The 21369-nt window shown below is 36.4% G+C and carries 20 protein-coding genes and 1 riboswitch; of the genes, 16 read left to right on the forward strand and 4 right to left on the reverse strand.

Translation table 11 applies throughout. The annotated features are described in order from the left end of the window. Positions 1-182 precede the first annotated feature (182 nt). Positions 183-1013, reverse strand: coding sequence for an AraC family transcriptional regulator (locus tag AACH31_RS01030; RefSeq protein ID WP_161831012.1), 831 nt, complete (start codon positions 1011-1013; stop codon positions 183-185). A gap of 228 nt (positions 1014-1241) precedes the next feature. Between AACH31_RS01030 and AACH31_RS01035 the strand changes: the two genes are divergently transcribed. After that, positions 1242-1643, forward strand: coding sequence for a GNAT family N-acetyltransferase (locus AACH31_RS01035; RefSeq protein WP_161831013.1), 402 nt, complete (start codon positions 1242-1244; stop codon positions 1641-1643). 711 nt (positions 1644-2354) lie between these two features. Further along, positions 2355-2930 carry a GNAT family N-acetyltransferase gene (locus AACH31_RS01040; RefSeq protein ID WP_262951004.1) on the forward strand — a complete coding sequence of 192 codons (576 nt, stop codon included), beginning with the start codon at positions 2355-2357 and terminating at the stop codon, positions 2928-2930. Here the strand turns inward: AACH31_RS01040 and AACH31_RS01045 are convergent. Then, positions 2924-3364: a staygreen family protein gene (locus tag AACH31_RS01045; RefSeq protein ID WP_262951005.1), complete on the reverse strand. Its 441-nt coding sequence runs from the start codon at positions 3362-3364 to the stop codon at positions 2924-2926. The two genes, AACH31_RS01040 and AACH31_RS01045, sit on opposite strands and share 7 nt — an antisense overlap. 922 nt (positions 3365-4286) lie before the next feature. After that, positions 4287-4462: riboswitch (Lysine riboswitch) on the forward strand. Between the two features lie 106 nt (positions 4463-4568). On the opposite strand from AACH31_RS01045, the gene AACH31_RS01050 reads away from it, so the two are divergent. The 6 genes from AACH31_RS01050 (at position 4569) to AACH31_RS01075 (ending at position 11752) form a co-directional block, all read left to right on the forward strand. Continuing rightward, a complete protein-coding gene (locus AACH31_RS01050; protein ID WP_161831016.1) occupies positions 4569-5999 on the forward strand; it encodes a YfcC family protein in 1431 nt (476 codons plus the stop codon). A 12-nt stretch (positions 6000-6011) separates the two neighbouring features. Next, entirely contained in the window at positions 6012-7142 is a 1131-nt protein-coding gene (locus AACH31_RS01055) for a M20 family metallopeptidase (RefSeq protein WP_161831017.1), read from the forward strand. Positions 7143-7638: 496 nt separating this feature from the next. Further along, entirely contained in the window at positions 7639-8805 is a 1167-nt protein-coding gene (locus AACH31_RS01060) for an AI-2E family transporter (RefSeq protein ID WP_161831018.1), read from the forward strand. 131 nt (positions 8806-8936) lie between these two features. Beyond that, positions 8937-10304 (forward strand): immunoglobulin-like domain-containing protein, encoded by a 1368-nt coding sequence (locus tag AACH31_RS01065; protein WP_161831019.1) that lies wholly within the window; start codon positions 8937-8939, stop codon positions 10302-10304. Between the two features lie 69 nt (positions 10305-10373). Beyond that, positions 10374-10907 (forward strand): helix-turn-helix domain-containing protein, encoded by a 534-nt coding sequence (locus tag AACH31_RS01070; protein ID WP_161832943.1) that lies wholly within the window; start codon positions 10374-10376, stop codon positions 10905-10907. After that, a complete protein-coding gene (locus tag AACH31_RS01075; RefSeq protein ID WP_161832944.1) occupies positions 10862-11752 on the forward strand; it encodes an IS3 family transposase in 891 nt (296 codons plus the stop codon). Before AACH31_RS01070 ends, AACH31_RS01075 begins: the two co-directional genes overlap by 46 nt. 25 nt (positions 11753-11777) lie before the next feature. On the opposite strand, the gene AACH31_RS01080 is transcribed toward AACH31_RS01075, so the two are convergent. Together AACH31_RS01080 and AACH31_RS01085 are read right to left on the reverse strand one after the other, a co-directional pair. Then, positions 11778-12218, reverse strand: coding sequence for an N-acetyltransferase (locus AACH31_RS01080; RefSeq protein ID WP_338617763.1), 441 nt, complete (start codon positions 12216-12218; stop codon positions 11778-11780). After that, a complete protein-coding gene (locus tag AACH31_RS01085) occupies positions 12215-12961 on the reverse strand; it encodes a hypothetical protein (RefSeq protein ID WP_338506348.1) in 747 nt (248 codons plus the stop codon). The genes AACH31_RS01080 and AACH31_RS01085 overlap by 4 nt, the downstream gene beginning before the upstream one ends. A 616-nt stretch (positions 12962-13577) precedes the next feature. On the opposite strand from AACH31_RS01085, the gene AACH31_RS01090 reads away from it, so the two are divergent. The 8 genes from AACH31_RS01090 to fabD all read left to right on the forward strand — a co-directional run bounded on the left by AACH31_RS01090 (position 13578) and on the right by fabD (position 21358). Then, the gene (locus AACH31_RS01090) at positions 13578-14645 is read left to right on the forward strand and encodes an NAD(P)H-dependent flavin oxidoreductase (RefSeq protein ID WP_262950337.1); all 1068 of its coding nucleotides are present in this window, start codon (positions 13578-13580) and stop codon (positions 14643-14645) included. A 129-nt stretch (positions 14646-14774) separates the two neighbouring features. Next, positions 14775-15281, forward strand: coding sequence for an acetyl-CoA carboxylase biotin carboxyl carrier protein (gene accB / locus AACH31_RS01095; protein ID WP_161832719.1), 507 nt, complete (start codon positions 14775-14777; stop codon positions 15279-15281). A gap of 38 nt (positions 15282-15319) precedes the next feature. Next, a complete protein-coding gene (locus AACH31_RS01100) occupies positions 15320-16675 on the forward strand; it encodes an acetyl-CoA carboxylase biotin carboxylase subunit (protein WP_161832718.1) in 1356 nt (451 codons plus the stop codon). Positions 16676-16678: 3 nt separating this feature from the next. After that, a complete protein-coding gene (gene accD, locus AACH31_RS01105; protein WP_161832717.1) occupies positions 16679-17521 on the forward strand; it encodes an acetyl-CoA carboxylase, carboxyltransferase subunit beta in 843 nt (280 codons plus the stop codon). Further along, positions 17522-18460, forward strand: a complete 939-nt coding sequence (locus AACH31_RS01110) for an acetyl-CoA carboxylase carboxyltransferase subunit alpha (RefSeq protein WP_262950339.1) — start codon at positions 17522-17524, stop codon at positions 18458-18460. Positions 18461-18486: 26 nt separating this feature from the next. After that, positions 18487-19452 (forward strand): beta-ketoacyl-ACP synthase III, encoded by a 966-nt coding sequence (locus AACH31_RS01115; protein ID WP_262950341.1) that lies wholly within the window; start codon positions 18487-18489, stop codon positions 19450-19452. A gap of 27 nt (positions 19453-19479) precedes the next feature. Next, positions 19480-20409 carry an enoyl-[acyl-carrier-protein] reductase FabK gene (gene fabK / locus AACH31_RS01120; RefSeq protein WP_161832714.1) on the forward strand — a complete coding sequence of 310 codons (930 nt, stop codon included), beginning with the start codon at positions 19480-19482 and terminating at the stop codon, positions 20407-20409. 22 nt (positions 20410-20431) lie between these two features. Then, a complete protein-coding gene (gene fabD / locus AACH31_RS01125; RefSeq protein ID WP_262950343.1) occupies positions 20432-21358 on the forward strand; it encodes an ACP S-malonyltransferase in 927 nt (308 codons plus the stop codon). Positions 21359-21369: the final 11 nt, after the last annotated feature.

A 21369-nucleotide genomic window follows, 5' to 3' on the forward strand; every position in this document is an offset into this window, starting at 1 on the left:
TTTTTTTCCTCCAAATTATAAATGTATGTAGGATGTAAAAAAGGCGTTATAGGTGCTGAAATAGATTCATTGAATCGTAAGTCTAGCAACGTTATCCTAAAAAGTTATATCTATTTGCTTTTTTTATCATACGCTTATTTTCCGTTGATTATCACAAAAAAAGGATGCCCAATAGGGCATCTTTAAGTTGCGTTGTGGGTATTACGATACTTTCGGGGGCATGTTCCCGTTACTTTTTTGAATATTTTAGAAAAGACAAGTGCATCCGTATACCCGACTGAATGTGAAATCTCTTTGATGCTAAGCGTTGATTGTTTAAGAAGTTGACAGGCCTTGTCTATTCGATAATGAATGAGATAATTTTTAGGAGAGTTATCCATTCTTTCATTAAATAATTTTGTTAAATATTTGCGATTGATTCCGATATGATTTGAAATCTCTTCGATCGTAATCGGTCGTGAATAATTGGTTTCAATATATTCGATGGCTTGACGAATATAATCCGATTGTCGATTAGATACTTTAACTTTAGGCGGTTGTGGCAAGCTGTGGTCACAAAGTGCCCCAAGTAGAGAGTAAAATCCACTGATTGCTTGTAAATCTGCGCTTTTTGGATGTTTAGCAGATTCTAAAATATAATCAAAGCACGTTTCGATTTGTTTGCTATTTTGACAGTTTAAAATAGGTGTTTTCTCCGATAAACCAATTCGCTCTAAATATTCTGGGACGTGTTCACCATTAAAACTCACAAAGTAGTAGGTCCATGGATTTAGTAGGTCTGGTTTATAGTTAACGATTGCACCGGGCGGAACTAAAAAACACGTTTCCTCCACTAGCGTATAATCTTGTCCATCAATAGTTAAGTAGCCAGACCCCTCCGTTACATAATATAAACTATAGTAGTCACGAATCCCCGGTCCCCAAGACTGATGTTTTTCTACTTGACTTGTTCCACAGTAGTAAAGCATAAAGTCTAGTCGTGAGTAGTCAGCTTTTGGTTTGAAGCAGTACATAGTCTAAAATCCCCTCCTTCTCGAAGACATTATACCATATTTTAAATAAGTAAGTAAGATTATTTGTAAGCACTTTTTTGCATATGTTATAATGAGAGTTAATGAAACTGTATGCGCTTTAATAAAAGGGGCCCATCAGTTAATTAGTGTAAAAATGAAGGGAAGTCGTGTTGATTGAATAGAGATTGCTTTTATAAGATTTATGATAATAGACGGGGAGGGAATTTAGTGGAGGTTAGACGAGGAAATGTAAAAGATGTATTGGATGTAGCCCAATTGGCCCTTGTATTGTGGCCAGATCATTCGTTACATGCGATGGCACTTAACGTATTAGAATCGATTCAAGGAAAAGACGCGGCATACTTTTTAGCCATTTTGAATCATGAGGTAATTGGTCTAGCGTATGTGAGGTTAAGACAGGGGGAATCTTATTTAGAAGGTTTATTTTTAAAGGAAGACTATCGATGTCGGGAATATTTAATGCAATTAATTAGGGCCTGTGAACAATGGGCGAATGAAAAAGGAACCAAAACATTAATAAGTGGCCTTAACGTGGGAATGCAAGAGGGGAATCCTATGTATCGTTATGTACATTTAGAGTGGGGATTATATGACCGACCATTGGTGTAAGTTTAAATGGAGCGTTGTCAGTTGACATTCATAGGCAATAAAAAAACAGGTGGATGACTCCATCTGTTTTTTTATTGCCTATCATGTGAGTGGCGTTTAACGTAGGTAATCTCATCATCTGAAACCGTTAGAAATTTATTTTGAATCAGGGGCCGTAAATGCGAATCATGTTTTATCAGGAAAAAAATTTAATCGCATCACGTGGGAAAAGTTACTTGTTGAATAAAACGAATAGGCGATTTCTTTAGTCGGAGACAGTTTAGACGAGTACGGTAGGACGTATCTTTTAGTTTATTTTCTCCTTTTGAGCAATTAGGAATAAATCTTTTGCGCAAGATGTATTCTCTGACTTCCTGTTTGAGTCATAATTTGGGTCATAAGAAAAGGTACCAGTCGTATAGTTCATACATGAAACCGAAGACGAAGGTACCCTTTATTATCGTCTTACCGTTTAATTTCATCAAAGAAATCAGTGTATAACAAGGCAAAGACGATGAATAGAATAATACAAATAGCAGCCGTTCTTCCGTTAAACCATCCCATGTTATCACTTCCCCATGAAAGGATTTAAAGAACTCATTCTTGTACAGTAAAGGATATGCTAAGATAAATTAATAAATGAAACTTTGAATGATTCAATGTAGATAAAAATGGCATGGTCATTAGGACGGATGTATATAATAAAAATAAAAAGGTTGGGGAGATGATGAAATGGAAATTCGCACTTATCAACAGGAGGATGAGCGTGGGTGGTTACATTGTCGGGTGTTATCTTTTCTAGATACAGCCTACTATGATATTGTCCTTAATCAAAAGGAAACCTATAGAAACCCGGCTATTGAACTCGTTGCGATAGAGGATGATAAAGTCATTGGTCTTTTAGATATCGAGTGTGAAGAGAAACCGATGACTCTTTGCACGGCGGATCAGACGTTAGGGGGGATGATTACGCATTTGGCCGTGCACCCGGATTATCGTAGGCAAGGGGTAGGGCAGGCTTTGTTATTAGAAGCACAAAATAGATTAGTTAAGAGTGAGATTACTTATCTCGAGGCGTGGACCCGTGACGATCTATGGGTTCATGAATGGTACCTTCATCAACAATTTGAAAAATTAGGGACCTATTTACATGTTTACATTGAGGGCAGTGATGGGATCGCATCCAAAGTTGATGGATTAATTCCGGTACAAACTTTTTGTCAGTATGTTGGAAAGGATAGTGAGAAGATAAAGAAAAAGTACAAACGTGTTCACGAATGTACCGGGTTTTATAAAAGGATTCAATAGTCATTAAAGCAACCAAAACAATCCGTCCGATTTAGGTGGGAATCTTGGGATTGGAAAAAAACATAAATAGGGGCTTGTAGAAACTGGGGATAGAATTGAAAAAAGGATTCATCCCCCTTTTTAATAGCTTTTAATGCTAAAGGGAGTTCGCGTAGAAAGATTTCATTTCTTTTTTCTGTTGAGGCAGTTCCATCAATTCCATCAAGCCGAATGTAAATATAAAAGTAAGGGTGACCAGACTGATGAGCTAACCATTCACCAACGACCTCATCACGCTTTGTTGTTAGTTGTTCATAGGCAAATTCGGATCCAATGACTAAAAAGAGTTCTCCCGTCTGATCAGAGTGGGTCAATGTGTACCGTCTAGGGTGTAATTGGTATAAACGGTTTAATCGGTTATTGACCCATAACTTATTCTCATTAAAGGTACTCATTAAATCGCCCCCTTCAATGTAGTTTATGATGGGAATTAAAGATTGTTATTTTTTTCGAAAATTTTTTGATTCAAAATAATAATCGCTTTTTTAATGGATACCGACCGCTTCATCCGCTCGATCTCATTAAAAAAATAGTTTGATGGATGAGATAAGACATAAAATAGAGTGAGTCTATCTTGTGCCTTTTTCCACAGTTTGATTCAATTATCCACAGGTTTGGGATAGATTATCCACAACGCTATTCCGCCTACATATAATATCTTTTTTCGACATTTCGAAGGGATAAAACATAAAATAAATGATAATTTTCTATTTTTATGCGTATTAATCGATAAAAATAGAAAATTTGACATTTTAACGGATATAAAACGTTGTATTTAGTTGAAAAGTAAGATAAAATGACAGTGTAATTAAATACGTTGTGGATAGCATTGCGAAGATTAACTATCTTATTGACGGATTAGGACGAATGCTTGATAAGAAATTAATTTTTGTAAGAAACCGTAATGAAACAGTGGAAATTAGGATGAGGGAGTTAAGTCAAACAGGGTTAACCCAATTCAATGTATATCTGTGGATAATTTATGGATCGCTATCATTTCGCATTTAAATCATCCCAACTTAGTACGGTTATATCTAAAAAGTCCTGATATGGCCCTCAGGGCTTTTTAAAGAATTAAATAAAAAAGAGAATTAGGGTTGGGGAGCAATCTATTATGATAAATCACAGGGGAATCCTGTTAGCATATTATCATGGAAAAAGAATCAAACAGTGGATCTGTTTGATTCTTTTTTTTAGTTTAATTAAACAGAGAGCGTATTCATTGAAAAAACAGGAGTAGGACAGGGAAATTTAATGAAAAGGACCTTGTCTTTCACTAGGGAATAGGGTATGATAAGAACATATTTATTTGAATAGTTTTTAGATAGAGGTGCGGTAATTAAGAGTACTATTGAGGAGTGAAGATGTTGATGCAATAGGAAAGGAATTCTCGCCGAAGCCTATAATTGATACTTTAAGATTATAGAGCTGGTGTTAAATAAAATATATTTAACATTGTCACGGTTTGATCATCGTGGAGAGCTATCATTTAAGAATCCCCAATAGGAATCGTGTATTCTTTTTGAGAAGTCTTGAGTGAAAAGCTCAAGGCTTTTTTTATCTAGAACTATTTAAAAATTAAAGAGTAGGGGGAGTATTATGATCAGTTTAGAAAACAAAACAACATGTGCAAGTGTGAAAGAAAAAAAACAATTTAAAGTTCCACACACGTTGGTGATTGTAACTGCAATTTTAGTTTTGGTTGCCATTGCAACTTGGATTATCCCAGCCGGAACGTATGAACGTGTCGTAAATGATTTAGGAAATACGGTCGTTGTAAATGATTCATTTTCATATGTTGAATCAACACCTCAAGGATTATTTAGTTTACTACAGGCTCCAATCCATGGAATCGTGGGGGCAGCTGAAATTATTGCCTTTTTATTTATTGTGAGTGGTTCGATTGCGATTATTACTAAAACTCGTGCTATTGACGCGGGTATTACAAACGCGGTTAAATCATTTAAAGGAAAAGAATTATTAATGATTCCTGTTATTATGGGTCTTTTCTCATTAGGTGGAGCTGTCTTTGGGATGACGGAAGAAGCAATTCCATTTATCGCCATGTTAATTCCTTTATGTTTAGCATTAGGTTATGACAGTATCATGGCGATGGCGCTTTCTTATATGGGATGTATTGTCGGATTTGCTACGGCAATGTTAAATCCATTTTCTGTTGGGATTGCTCAAAGCATTGCGCAAGTTCCAGCCGGAACAGGTGTTGGTTTCCGTACAGTTATTTGGTTAGTGACAACCATCGTTTCAACCTTATATTTAATGTGGTACGGACGACGTATTAAAAAGAATCCAACTTTAAGTCCAGCTTATGAAATCGATCAAGCTCGTCGCCAGGATATGGATGCAATGGAGTCAGAACAATTAGAATTTACGATGCGTCATAAAGTAATTTTAGCCTCTATCTTAGTTTGTTTAGGCATTATCATTGTAGGGGTCTTGAAATTTGGTTTTGTTATTCCTGAAATTTCTGCGGTGTTCTTAGCGACAGGAATTGTTTGTGGAATCATCGGACGTTTAAGTTTTGATGATATGGCTACAGCATTTATTCACGGTGCAAAAGATATGATTAGTGCTGCTGTTGTTGTAGGTTTTGCCCGCGCGATTGTGATTATTGCCCAAGACGGTCAAATTATTGATACCATTTTATATAATTTATCGAACGTTATTGGTCAATTACCATCATTAGTAGCAGGTTATGTGATGTTCTTTGTTCAAATGTTTATTAACTTCTTTATTTCATCAGGTTCTGGACAAGCGGCATTAACGATGCCAATTATGGCTCCACTTGGTGAATTAGTCGGTATTACGCCACAAACATCAATTTTAATTTTCCAATTTGGAGACGGATTCTCAAATGCGATTTTCCCAACAAGTGCTGTCTTAATGGCTTGTCTTGGTGTATCGGGAATTCCATGGTCTAAATGGATGAAATGGATTTGGCCATTACAATTAATTTTTGGTGCTTTAGCTATTATTTTTATTACTATTGCTATTCTTATGGGATGGTCGTAAGGGGGATTTATCATGAAAGAACAATTAAAAGTAATTAGTGAGTCGTTAAAAGATCGTTTAGTTGAAATGAATCGATATATTCATGACCATCCTGAACTTGGAAATCAGGAACACGAAGCGGTAAATGTATTAACAACTTTTTTACGAGAAAATGGATTTGAAATTAAATGTCCAGTTGCCGGATTAGACACAGCCTTTGAGGCGGTTTATGATAGTAAAAAACCTGGATTATCAGTGGCTTATTTGTGTGAATATGATGCCCTACCTGAACTTGGACACGGTTGTGGACATAATATGATCGGTGTAATGAGTGCAGGGGCAGGTGTTGCATTAAGTAAGGTAATTGATGAGATTGGTGGAAAAGTCTATGTCTTCGGAACACCAGCAGAGGAAACAAATGGTGCTAAAGTTACAATGACAGAGGCCGGATTGTTCAATGGAATGGATGCTGTAATGATGGTGCACCCCTCGGGATTTACGACAGAGAGCGGGACATCGTTAGCAATGGAGGCGTTGCAATTTGATTACACAGGCCGTCCAGCGCATGCGGCCGCCGCACCAGAAAAGGGAATTAATGCATTAAATGCGGTGATTCAATTATTTAATGGGATTGATGCCTTACGCCAACATGTGACGCCAGATGTAAGAATGCATGGAATTATTACGAACGGTGGAGTGGCAGCAAATATTGTACCGGAACATGCAACCGCCCAATTTTATATTCGTGCAGCAACGAAAGAGTACCTAGCCGTTGTGAAGGAAAAGGTATTAGGGATTGCTAACGGCGCTGCTTTAATGACGGGAGCCACTTTAGAGGTGAGTAACTACGAGATTTCATATGACGATTTAAAAACAAATGAACTTCTTTCAGAGACATTTAATGAGAATATTCGTTCATTAGGAATCGAAGAAATTAAAAAGCCGTCTAAGAGCACAGGGTCAGTAGATATCGGAAATATTAGTAATATTTGTCCAACTATTCATCCGTATATCGGAATTGCTGATTGTGAAATTACGGGACATTCTCAACAGATGGTAGATGCAACTGTTACAGATTTTGCCCATGATCGCTTAGTGATAGCAACAACGGCTCTTGCTTATACGGGATATGATGTATTAGCAGGAAATGTTAAATTAAAATAAAAATCATCTTTGGTGTGCACCCCAAATGTTAGACTAAAAATCTAATGTTAGGGGTGCTTTTTTTATTGTTTTATTCTCCTTATAGCGATATTCAAGATACGGCTATTGAAAGGGGAGATACAATGCTATTTATCTCCGTGATGATGTGCATTTAACTTTTTATAATGGGAATCACCGGGATGTTTATCATTTACACAGTTTTTCTATTTTAGATCCATCATCCAAAATGTATGAGCGCTACGTATAGATGTAGAAAAAAATTATAAAAATATCCATAAATATATAAGTTTATTTTGTTTTATGATATATATAAGTATATAAGTCTAGATAAGTTTTTTACATCATAAAAAAACCTTGTGTTGTAGATGAGGTTCTCTTAACTAATCTCTTCAGTTTAGATATTGGTTGTTGTATTAAATGTAGAAAACGGCTCTGTTTTTATATCGTTAGGTAGTGGCATAAAAATACTAGGGAAAGTTTGTTTTAAGGAGGAGCTATGAAAATCAATTGGGATAAGAAGTATACAACAATTGCTGTTTATGCATTAATTGTGATTAGTTTAAGTATCGTATTTAATAATGTGATTTCTAAACTAGATGTTTTTACTGGAAAGTTAAATCAAATCCTGGTCGTTTTCCAACCGTTTATTATTGGATTTGTTATTGCTTATTTATTAAATTTTATTCTTAAGTTTTATGAAGAAAAAGTCTTTAAAATAAAGATGATAAAAAAAATAAGAAATTTTCCTTCCCGAGGATTAGGGATTTTGTTTTCTTATGTGACAGCACTCATCATTGTTTACCTCTTTATGCAATTTGTTCTTCCTCAATTGATTGAAAGTATTAGTGGATTAATTAATGATATTCCACGATATGTAAGAGAGTTAACAAGTCTTATTGAAACAGAACTATATGAAAGAAATATAGATCAAGAATATATGGCCATTATTAATGAAAAATTTGTAGAAATTACTAACTGGGTCATCCAGTTGTTAACGAATATTCTTCCTTTAATAGGAAATATGGTCATGTCGGTAGCCTCAAGTATTTGGAATATTATTTTAGGAGTTATTATCTCTATTTATTTGTTAACGGATAAAGAAAAATTCTTTGCTTTAGGTAAAAAGATAGTAACTTCACTCTTTAATTCAAAACATACAACCATTATTCTTGATTTAGCGAATCGAACTAACTTAACATTTGGAAAGTTTATTGGAGGAAAAATTGTCGATTCGGTGATTATTGGGATCCTCACCCTGATTATCTTGGCAATTTTTAAAATGCCATATATGGTTTTAATTTCGGTGATTATTGGTATTACGAATGTTATTCCATTCTTTGGTCCGTTTATTGGAGCTATTCCATCGGCCATCATTATCTTATTTGTTTCACCTATTCAAGCTTTATGGTTCTTAATTATTGTTCTTGTCATTCAGCAGGTGGATGGAAATATTATCGGACCTAAGATTTTAGGTGATTCCATTGGAATCTCAGCATTTTGGATTTTATTTGCGATATTAGTTGCTGGAAAATTATTTGGATTGATAGGAATGATTATTGGGGTGCCGATGTTTGCGGTTATTTATTCAATTATTAAAGATATTATTGAGGCGAGATTGCGTTATAAAGGATTACCGGTAGAAACGTCTCATTATACGAATTAAAAGGATGCCTTTTAGGCATCCTTTTTTAGTTCCATAAAAATGTAAAAAAGAGAAGTTTTAAAAATAATTCATAAATCGTCCTTTAACGACACATATTAAAAATAACAAATTTTTGAAAGGAAGTAATCGAAATGAGAAAGAGACTTCTTCTAATGACAAGCCTGATTAGCTTTTTATTTATTTCCTCGTTGAATGTTTATGCGAGTGAGTTTATTGAATTTCCAGATGAGCGTTTAGAAGTTGCGATTCTTGAGGAAATGGGGAAAAAGGAAAACGATAAGATTTCAGTAGCAGAGGCACAAAAGGTACAATTTTTACCCCTTTCAAATAAGGGAATTCAAAATCTAGAGGGGATTCAGTATTTTGAAAATGTTAATCATCTACAATTAGGGTTTAATCAACTAACAGACATCACCCCATTACATAAGTTGGATAACCTTAATATTTTAGATTTACAAGGTAATCAACTTGAAGATATTTCCCCCCTAGAAGGCCTAGAACATTTAGTCTCTTTAAATCTTAATGGTAATAACTTAGGAACGTTAGAATCTCTTACTAAGATTCATGGCCTAGGTTATTTGTATGTGAATAATAACCAAATTAAAGATATTTCCCCGACAGCTCATTTGGAAAAACTAGATGTATTTGATTATTCAGGTAATCAAGTCAGTGATATTAGTTGTCTAACCCGATATCATGAATTACGATATGGGGATTTAACTAAACAACAGATAGTCCTTCCTACTCAAAAGGTGAAAAAAGGGAGCGATGTGATTATCGACAATCCAATAAAGACTGTTGAAGGGGGAGTCGAGGATATTACGGTTAAAAACGGAATATATGATGAGTCTACCAATCAGATTATGATAGAAAATGTGACGGAGGATCAAACGGTGGAATACGCCTTTGAAGCGACGATTGACTATCCTAAGTATGGGGGGAAAATTGATTTCACTGGTACGGTGACAATGGATATTCAAACAACATTAGGCGGGTTGCCTATTTTATACGGGGTAGATGATATTGAGATTCCATATGGTAAAGAATTTGATTTATTAGAGGGAGTTACGGCGCAAGATGCTGAGGGGGTAGATTTAACGGAACAAATTGTAGTTGAAGGAGAAATTGATGTTTTTACAGCAGGGGATTATGAAATTATTTACCGCGTAACGGATAGTGAGGGTCAGATCGAAACCGTGCACCGACTTGTGACTGTTGCGACTCCAGTTATCGGAAACCAATCTCCAGTTATTAATGCACAGAATCGTATTGTTAACAAGGGAGATAGCTTTAATCCATTAGAAGGTGTGACGGCAATGGATGAAGAAGACGGCGAATTGACTGCTAACATCGAAGTAATTAATAATACTGTTAATGTCAATGAAATAGGTATTTATGAAGTGACCTATCGCGTACAAGATTCTAATGGGGCGACCACTATTATAACGGTTGATGTAGAGGTACATGATATTCCAACCACCGGATTTTCACTATTTTAAAAAGGGTCTAATTATGATGTGCACCCCAAATGTTAGACTAAAAAATCTAACGTTAGGGGTGTTTTTTCTATGGCTAAATATAGTCCAGAATTCAAATTAAGGATTGTTAATGAATATTTACAAGGGACTTTAGGTTATCGATCGCTTGCTAAGAAATATCAGATTCCAAGTCAATCACAAATTGAAACATGGGTTAGACAGTATAAACAAGAAGGAAAAAACGGATTACAACCAAAAGAAAAACAAGTATATACTGGAGAATTTAAATTAAATGTATTAAACTATATCAAGACAACAGGTGCTTCATATAGCCAAACTGCTATTCATTTTGGAATATCAGATATAGGAACGATTGCGAATTGGAATGCAACGTTTCTAAAAGGCGGTGTAGAGGCATTACTTAAACCGAAAGGAAGGTCTCAAAGCCCTATGCCAAAATTAAAAGCATCTAAACAACCGAAAACTTTAACACGTGAACAACAATTAGAAGAAGAAATTAAATTACTCAGAATTGAGAATGAATACTTAAAAAAGTGTCACGCCCATGGGATTACGCCATGGAACCAAAGAATCAAATCGAGACAAGAATCATCCAAGAATTAACGGCTAATTTTAAATTAAGTGATATTTTAAAGGTCACAAAATTTCCTAAATCAACCTATCATTATTGGGTTAAAAAGATGGCGCAAGAGAATCCAGATCAAGAACTTGAAAATCTTATTTTAAGCATTTTTAAAGAAAATGATGAGAATTATGGTTATCGTCGAATCACAGATGAGCTTCATCATCGAGGTCATCGGGTTAACCATAAGAAAGTCTATCGTCTGATGAAAAAGCGTGGAATTATTTGCGTTAAGTTTAGTCATAAATCACGTAAATATCGTTCGTATAAAGGAACTGTTGGAACAGTGGCTAAGAATCGAATTAACCGCCGATTTAATACCCCTTATCCGTATCAGAAATTGACAACAGATGTGACTGAGTTTAAAACGCAGGAAGGAAAGAAATTATATTTAAGCCCAATCATGGACATGGCAACCGGTGAAATTTTGTCCTATTCAATGAGCCATAAACCTGACTTGAATTTTGTCATGGAATCTCTGAATCAGGTCCTACCTATTCTCAAACAAGCAAAATATAGAATAACCCTTCATTCCGATCAAGGTTGGCAGTATCAACATCAAAAATGGGTTAAAGCATTAAAAACACATAAAATTTTTCAAAGTATGTCACGAAAAGGAAATTGTCTAGATAATTCACCGATGGAAAACTTCTTTGGAATCCTTAAACAAGAAATGTACTATGGAAAGACATTTAAAACCTATGAGGAGTTAAAAGAAGCCATTGAAAACTATATCTACTACTATAATCATAAACGAATTAAAAGAAAATTGGCTGGTATGAGTCCAGTCAAATACCGAATTCGTACCAGCCAATTAGCTGCATAATATTAAGTTCAACTTTTGGGGTTCACTACATTAAGACCCTTTTTTTCATGATGTATTCAGCTTTACCTGAATCTACATTCAGTTGACGATCGATGATTTGAAATCCCATTTTTTTATAAAACAGGACGGCATTTTTGTTCTCTTCATAGACAGCTAGGGTAAGTTCTGATTGGTGCCGAAAAACAGCTTCTAATAGTTTTTTGCCAATTCCTTGATGTTGATAGCGAGGCAAGATAAAGAGTGCACCAATAAAAGCTTCCTCTATAAGGCTAATAAATCCTTTGATGACTCCGCCTTCTTCAAACACTAAAGTTTTTGATTGTGGAAGATATTCCCGCTTCACAACTTCATAACTTTTTTCCCAATAGTGAAGATCAATAAAGGGATGGGCATCTACCGTACTTTGAAACCAAATATCCATTATCGAATCAATATCCGAATCTCCCATTTTTCTTATTATTGTCATTTATTACCTCCTAGAAAATAGTCGTTTAACTGCTTCATCATGTAAGGTTTATTATCTTCTAATTGTTTAAAGCGGTGGGCATTGGCCCCAGATGGATGGGGAAACCCCCGGAGGATTTGCTTTTCATTTATCATCTGGTGATTTGCTAGGTATAACAAAGCTTCCTCCACGCCTTTTCCTAACGGAATAATGAGTACATTATGGAGATTTGATAGTTCATCCACAAAGTAGTGTTCGATATATTTGAGTAAAATGGGGGTTTTTAATAATTTAGGTTGATGCCCGGTATAATTTTTTCCTTTTACAAATACAGGGTAGGGAATGAGGGACAGGGTGTGGAGTAATTCATCGTGAGTTGTGAAGAGTTCCTCCACATCGTCGATGTGGAGAAATTCATTTAGTTTTAATTGGCGAAGTAAGTCTAATAGGTTTTTACGTAGTGCCCCACTAAACCTTGCCTGAACTTTACATTGATATTTTATTTCCTCAAGTGAACATCCTGTTTCGAGACAGGAGCGGGCTGTGCTAATAGCCGTGTTCATTTGCTCGAACCCCGGTGTAATACCTACAATAAAAATTTTAGCGTGGGGATTGATATATTCATTGTGAGGAGCGTAATAAATTTGAACACCATTTCCTTCTTCAATTAGAAAATCACGTGTGAGTAATTCCTCTTTTGTGTATTTTTTTTTCAAGGGCAATTGTTTAATAGCGGGCACGTAGTTTTGAAGAAATTGTTTCATGTGAATAGACCTCCATTTCTTTCGTTCATCAATGAAGTGATTTAGTAATGAATATCTTCATTAGGATTCCACCCTTGTGATAGGTAATACTTCCTTTTAGGCTTTTTTAAATCGTTAATGATGTGAAATCTTCCGTAGTAACCGTCGTCTACTTATATATTACAGCTTTTTAATAATAGAAGCTAGCCATACTGAGTGGAGATTCGATTGTGGTGATAAACAGTTTTTAAATCATAGTGCCGAAAGAGGGGGGATAAGTTGGAACGAGCGGCTACATTTCTGTGAAGACGTTATTTATACGGTATTCGTGTAAATTTTAATTTCTTCTACTTAGAAAGCGGTTTCGGTGAGTTTTTTTCTCCTTTGATTAGGGAGGTATTTGCTAAAAATAAGGCCTAATGTTCAAAAAAAAAGACGCTAAACATATAGTTAATGGGTGAGATAGAGAAATAAATGTTTCCTATTTTCACGAGATAATGTAAAAAAACTTTGAAATTCAAAAAAATAATCTCCTTTTAGAAAAGAGATGTGCTATAATTCCACCATAGTTAATAAATAGAGTATTTAAACCTATTATATAGTTTTAAATACTACATAATTATAGGTGGTGGATAAAATGGAATTTAAATCATTAAAAATTGGAAAATTCGAATTGGATCTTCCAATCGTTCAAGGTGGAATGGGAATCGGAATTTCGCGCTCAAATTTAGCGGCGGCTGTCTCAAATAGCGGTGGGCTAGGTGTCCTATCAGGTGCACAAATTGGCCATGATGAACCTGATTTTGAGACGAACACGTTACAAGCAAATCTAAGAGCTGTTAAAAAACATATTAAAAAGGCAAAGGAAGCAACCAATGGGAAGATGATTGGAATTAATCTGATGGTTGCGATGGAAAACTACGAGGAACATGTACAAGCTGCTGTTGATGCGGGAGTTGATATTATTATTTCGGGGGCTGGATTACCGCTTACTTTACCAGGGTTGCTAAAAGGGTCTGATACAATGTTTGCACCTATCGTTTCAGGTGCCCGTGCTGCCAAAGCGTTACTTAAAAATTATGACCGTAAATACCAAGTTGCACCGGATATGATAGTGATAGAGGGCCCTAAGGCTGGGGGACACTTAGGGTTCAAATTAGAGGATATTGAGAAGGATACTATCGATCTAGACCAAATTGTTAAAGATGTTATCGAAATTTCAAATGATTATGCGCAAAAGTATCAGAAGGAGATTCCAGTTATTGTTGCAGGGGGAGTTTTTGACGGAAATGATATTGCTCATTATTTAAAATTAGGAGCCTCTGGTGTTCAAATGGCAACTCGATTTATTGCAACAGAAGAATGTGATGCGCATATAAATTTCAAAAACGCCATTATCAATTCAAAAAAGGAAGATATTATTTTAGTAAAAAGTCCGGTTGGAATGCCAGGACGAGCAATTTTAAATCCATTTAGTCAAAAGTACGGAATTAAACGTGAAAAAATTAGAAAATGTTATAACTGCGTAAAACCGTGTAATCCGGCGACGACCATTTATTGTATTAGTAAAGCCTTATTACATGCGGTGCGTGGTGAGGTAGATGAAGCATTACTTTTTTGTGGGTCAAATGCCTATCGAGTCAATGAGTTAACGACTGTCGATGATCTGATGCAAACTTTAAAGCAGGAACTCTTATCTGCCTAATAAAAAAGTAAAAGAATAGCCCTCTAGGGTTGACAGATATCTAACTGTCCTTTATATTAAATAATATATTTGAACTTCAAAATATTTGAAAAGGTTAATATTTGATTTTGGAACAAAGGAGGAATAGAGATGAGTCAATCAGTGAAAGAATTAGATCGTAATGACGTAACGACTGATTATATGGATAATGTCTTACAGTTAATGGATCGATTTTCAAATAGTGATATGACACAGTTAAAGGTAGAAGTTGAGGGGTTTAAAGTTTCACTTCAAAGAGAGGTTAAGGAGATTATTCAGACAATTTCATCGGTTCAACCTTCGGTGACGGAAGTTGTTCCAGTGACACAAACACAGATTGTTTCGGTTAATAATGAGGGGGTTGAAGTTTCTTCGACGAATAACCTTAAAGAAGTGAAGGCGCCATTAGTAGGAACGTTCTATAGTTCTAATGAACCTGGTGGGAAACCATTTGTTTCTGTCGGTGATACCGTTAAAAAGGGACAGGTTTTATGCATTGTTGAGGCAATGAAAGTCATGAATGAGATTGAATCGCCTTATGATGGGGTTGTGAAGGACATTATGGTTGAGAATGAAGAGGCTATTGGATTCAATCAAGTATTAATGCGTATTGAATAGAATGATTAAGTTTTTGGTGAAAAAGGTGAGGTGTAAAAATGTTACACAAGATATTAATTGCGAATCGTGGAGAAATTGCGGTTCGAATTATTCGAGCATGTAAGGAAATGGGGATTGAAACCGTAGCAATTTACTCAACGGCAGATGATCGGGGATTACATGTTGATTTAGCTGACGAGGCGATTTGTGTAGGACCTACTAAAATTCAGGATAGTTATTTAAATATGAATAATATTTTGAGTGCTGCTGTTGCTACAGGGTGCGATGCTATTCATCCGGGATTTGGATTCCTATCCGAAAATAGTACCTTTGCAACATTAACAGAGGAGTTAGGTCTTAAATTTATCGGTCCTAAAGGGACTGTCATTGATCAGATGGGGAATAAGGCTAAAGCACGTGAGATGATGATTCAATCAGGCGTACCGGTTGTACCGGGCTCAGATGGATTAATTGAAACTGTTGAAGAGGGGAAAGCAATTGCAAATCGAATCGGTTATCCTGTGTTAGTCAAAGCCTCTGCCGGCGGCGGAGGACGTGGGATGCGTATTATTCGTGATGATTCTGAATTTGAAGAGCTATTTCAAACGGCTAAGTTAGAAGCCAAGATGGCATTTGGGGATGATTCGATGTATATGGAGAAGTTTATTGAGAATCCAAGACATATCGAATTTCAAATTTTAGCTGACCAATATGGAAATGTCGTTCATTTATATGATCGCGATTGTTCAGTACAACGACGTAATCAAAAAGTTATTGAAGAAGCACCGTCTCCTGTTTTAGACCAAAAGACTCGTCAGCGGATGGGAGAGATGGCGGTCCTTGCTGCAAAAACGGTTGGCTATGAAAATGCGGGAACCATTGAATTTTTATTAGATAAGCATCATCAGTTTTACTTTATTGAGATGAATACACGAATTCAAGTTGAGCATCCGATTACAGAGATGATCACGGGAATTGACTTAATTAAAGAACAGATTAAAATTGCTTCTAATTTACCGTTATCTTTTACACAGGATGAGATTAAGATTCAAGGGCATGCCATGGAATGTAGAATTAACGCTGAAAATCCGCATCAAAATTTCAAACCTTCTCCGGGGACAATAGAGGTTTTAAATCTACCGAGTGGATTTGGTGTACGTGTTGACACGGCTGTTTATCAAGGATATGAAATTCCTCCATTTTATGATTCAATGGTTGGAAAGTTAATTGTTCACGGGGAGAACCGTGATGAGGCTGTGGCAAAAATGAAGCGTTCATTAGAGGAATTGGTAGTAACGGGGATTGATACAAATATTGATTTCCAATATGCAATTATGGATCATCCAGATTTTATTAGTAATGATTATGATACGAGTTTTATTCAACAACATATGCGTGAATTGGAGGTGGGATAATAAATGGGATTTTTTCTACAACGGCAGAAGAAGTTAAAATCATCAACTCCTAAACGAGATATCAACGAGGGAGTTTATACAAAATGTGAATCATGTAAAGAGGTTGTATCGGTTAGACAATTAAACACTAATTTAGGAGTTTGTCCAAGTTGTGGATTTCATCATCGGATGACGGCACAACAACGGTTGGATAGTCTGATTGATCCGGGAAGTTTCAAAGAAATAAATCGTCGCTTACATACGCTTAATCCGTTATCCTTTCCAGGATATGAGAAAAAAATCGAAGGATTAATGGAGAAAACTCAATTAAATGAAGCAGTAGTGACCGGAATTGGTAAAATTGCCGGATACAGCGTTGCTATCGGTATTATGGACAGCCATTTTTTAATGGCAAGTATGGGCTCAGTCGTTGGTGAAAAGATTACGCGTTTAATCGAGGTCTCTACTTCACGTAAAATTCCACTTATTATGGTGTGTACATCGGGTGGTGCGCGGATGCAGGAGGGAATTTATTCCCTTATGCAGATGGCTAAAACATCGGCGGCACTTGCTAAACATAACCAAGCAGGCTTGTTATATATTAGTGTTTTGACCCATCCAACGATGGGTGGAGTTACTGCCTCATTTGCTACTTTAGGAGATATTATCATTGCAGAAAAGGGTGCCTCTGTTGGATTTGCGGGGCGTCGTGTTGTTGAACAGACGATTAAACAAAAACTTCCTGATCATTTTCAAACAGCTGAATTTTTACAGGAAAAAGGACTAGTGGATTTAGTTGTTAGTCGATATGAGTTAAGAGATAAACTTGCAATGTTAATTGAATTGCACGAAGGGAGTGAATGTTAGATGTCTATTCTTGATTTAGAAGTAAAGATTTCTGAGATTGAAATGAAATTAAATGAAATTTCATTAGACGATCAGGAGGAGATAGAGGAACTACAGCAACAATTAAATCGTTATAAAAAACGCGCCTATCAACATCTAACAGCATGGGATCATGTTACATTAGCCCGTCACTCCAAACGTCCTAAGGCACGTGATTACATAGAATATATTTTTGATTCTTTTATTGAGTTACATGGTGATCGGTTATATCGTGATGATGAAGCGATTATTGGGGGAATTGCAAAGTTAGGGAATCAAGCAGTCACTGTTATTGCCCACCAAAAAGGATGTACAACAGCTGAAAATATTAAGTGTAATTTTGGAATGCCTCATCCTGAGGGATATAGAAAGGCATTACGTTTGATGAAACAGGCTGAAAAATTTAATCGTCCGATTATCACTTTTATTGATACACCAGGGGCCTATCCGGGACCCGAGGCCGAGGAACGTGGGCAAGGTCATGCTATTGCAGAGTGCTTACGTGAGATGTCAAATTTAACGGTTCCAACTTTATCAATTGTTATTGGTGAAGGTGGAAGTGGTGGGGCTTTAGCCTTGGGAGTTAGCGATGAAATTTGGATGTTAGAGTATGCGATTTACTCTATTTTATCCCCAGAGGGATTCGCCTCTATTTTATATAAGGATGGATCACGCGCGCAGGAAGCGGCCGAGGTGATGAAACTAACAGCTAAGGAATACTTAGATCGAGGAATTATTGAGAAAATTATAAAAGAACCTATTGGTGGGGCCCATCAATTTCCACAATACGTATTTGACCAATTAAAAGAACAGCTAAATGGGTACCTTTCACAGGTGAAAAAAATGACAACAAGACAATTGTTAAATAAACGTTATAAAAAATATAGATTGATTGGGGAATACGATTCCCTTAATCGTTAGCATTTAAGAAAGCAGAGGTGAACTGAGTGGGGATTAAGATTTTAGGGAGTGGATATTGCGTTCCCGCTGCTAAATTAAATAATAAGCAGATAGAGTCCATTGTGGATACAACGGACGAATGGATTTTTACACGAACCGGGATATCGAATCGTTATATTGCTACAACCGAAGATACAACGGATCTAGCTTATGGTGCAGCCAAAGGTGCGATTGAATCTGCGGCTATTGATTTTGATGAGATTGGTTTAATTATTGTTGCCACATTTACTCCTGAGCAATTAACACCGTCAACAGCATGTCTAATTCAGGCAAGGTTAGGTATTAGTCAACCTGTTATTGCATTTGATATGAATGCTGCCTGTACCGGTTTTGTATACGCACTTGTAACTGCGGAACAATTTTTAAAAGCTAATCCAATCAAGAAAGCTTTAGTGATTGGTGCAGAAGTTTTATCGAAAATTATGGATTGGAATGATCGTTCAACCTGCGTATTATTTGGTGATGGTGCAGGTGCGGCTGTTATTGAGTATGATGGTACGCCGTCGCCAAGCTTTTATTTAAATTGTAAGGGTGACGAAGAAGGTGTACTAGGTACAAGTAAATTTCCTGTTAACAATCCGCTTTATCAAACGGAGATAACACCTATTTCTTTTCATATGCATGGTGCGGCAGTCTTTAAATTTGCCGTAACAGCGATTAAAGAAACTATTGAAAAATTATTAAAGGAAAATCAACTAACATTAGAAGATATTGATTTAATTATCCCACATCAGGCTAATAAAAGGATTATTGATAAAGTTGTTAAAGATTTAAGCGCGTCATCTGAGCAATTCTTTTTAAATGTCTCCGAATATGGAAACACATCGGCAGCGAGTATCCCAATTGCATTAAATGAAGCAATGAATAAACAGATAGTTAAATCTGGGGATCGTGTCATGCTAATAGGATTCGGTGGGGGATTAACATGGGGCGGATGCATCGTCTCTATTTAAAATATGAACATAAGGGAGGATAAAAAGATGTCTTTGACAACTTTATTAAATATTAAATATCCAATTATTCAAGGAGGAATGGCGAATATTTCTTTAGCGGAGCTAGCAGCAGCAGTTTCTAATGCAGGCGGATTAGGTATTATTGGTTCTGGTGGCTGGGATGCCAATCGATTAAGAGATGAGATTGTAAAATGCAAGAAGTTAACAGATAAGCCATTTGGGGTTAATTTAATGTTAATGAACCCACATTGTGATGAGCTGGCTAAAGTTATTGTAGAAGAGGGAGTTAAAGTTGTTACTACGGGTGCTGGAAGCCCCGGTCCATATATCGAGATGTTTAAAGCAGCTGGAATCAAAATTATTCCTGTCGTGCCTTCGGTGGCTCTTGCAAAGCGTGTTGCGCGATTAGGTGTAGATGCTATTATTGCTGAAGGAACAGAATCGGGCGGACATGTAGGTGAGCTAACAACGATGGCCCTTTTACCTCAAGTAGTTGATGCCGTTGATTTACCGGTTATTGCGGCAGGTGGAATTGCCGATGGTCGCGGAATGGTGGCGGCGATGGCTCTAGGAGCTTGTGGTGTTCAAATTGGAACAAGGTTCTTAACAGCAAAGGAATGTCCGGTTCATGAGAACTATAAACAGGCTATTTTAAAGGCGAAGGATACGGATACAGTTGTTACGGGACGAAGTGTTGGAGTCCCTGTTCGTTGTTTGAAAAATCCAATGACTAGAGAATACGTGGCTCTTGAGAAAAAAGGAGTTTCTGCTGAGGAACTTGAGTATTTAACATTAGGATCATTACGTAAGGCTGTTCTTGATGGGGATGTTAAAGGTGGTTCGGTTATGGTTGGACAAGTGGCCGGAATGCTTTCAAAAGTACAAACAGTCTCTGAAATTATTGAGGATATTTATAACCATGCATCAAAGGTTATGGAAGATTTAAAAGTCAGCTAAGAGAGAAAGGGGCAATCATATTATGGCGAAAATCGCATTTTTATTTTCTGGTCAGGGATCACAATATGCTGGAATGGGTAAATCTTTTTATGAATCTAATGAGAGAGCGCGTCAATTAATGGATAAAGCGAACGAAATCTTACCCTTTAACATAAAGGAATTATGTTTTGAAGATGCGGAAAAAAGATTAAATGAAACGACTTATACACAACCCGCTATTTTCGTTGTTTCTCAAATGGCATTATCATTATTAGAAGAGGCGGGGGTTAAACCAGACGTTTTAGCGGGATTTAGTTTAGGGGAATACTCAGCCCTTTGTGCAGCAGGAGTGTTTGATTTTAATGCAGGTGTTTCATTAGTTGCAGATCGTGGAGCTTTAATGGGAGCAGTTACGAATGGAAAAATGGCAGCTATACTTGGACTAGATAAAGAAAAGGCAGAGGCTCTTTGTCAGGAGGCATCAGATAAAGGAATTGTTGAAGTCGCTAATTTAAATTGTCCAGGACAAATTGTGATTGGTGGAACGGTAGAAGCAATTGACTATGCCTGTGAAATTGCCAAAAATTATGGAGCAAAACGAGCCATTGTTTTACCGGTCAGTGGTCCTTTCCATACCTCTTTATTACAAGAGACGGCAAAAGATTTTGGTGAACTTTTAGAGTCTAAAGAGATAAATGAGCCTCAGATTCCACTTGTTCTAAATGTACTCGGGGATTACTATCGTTCAGATAGAGACTTAAGGGAGTTAATGGTTTCTCAAATGGCGACGAGTGTTGAGTGGGAAAAAAGTATTCGTCAAATGATGGATGCGGGAGTGGATACTTTTATTGAAATTGGTCCCGGAAAGACATTAAGCGGTTTCGTGAAAAAAATTAATCGTCAGGCTAAAGTCTTAAACGTTGAAGATATGGATTCATTACAAAAAACATTAAATGAATTGAGCGCATAGGAGGAATTTTA

This window comes from Turicibacter faecis (genome assembly GCF_037076425.1).
In the GTDB taxonomy this organism is placed as follows: domain Bacteria; phylum Bacillota_I; class Bacilli_A; order MOL361; family Turicibacteraceae; genus Turicibacter; species Turicibacter faecis.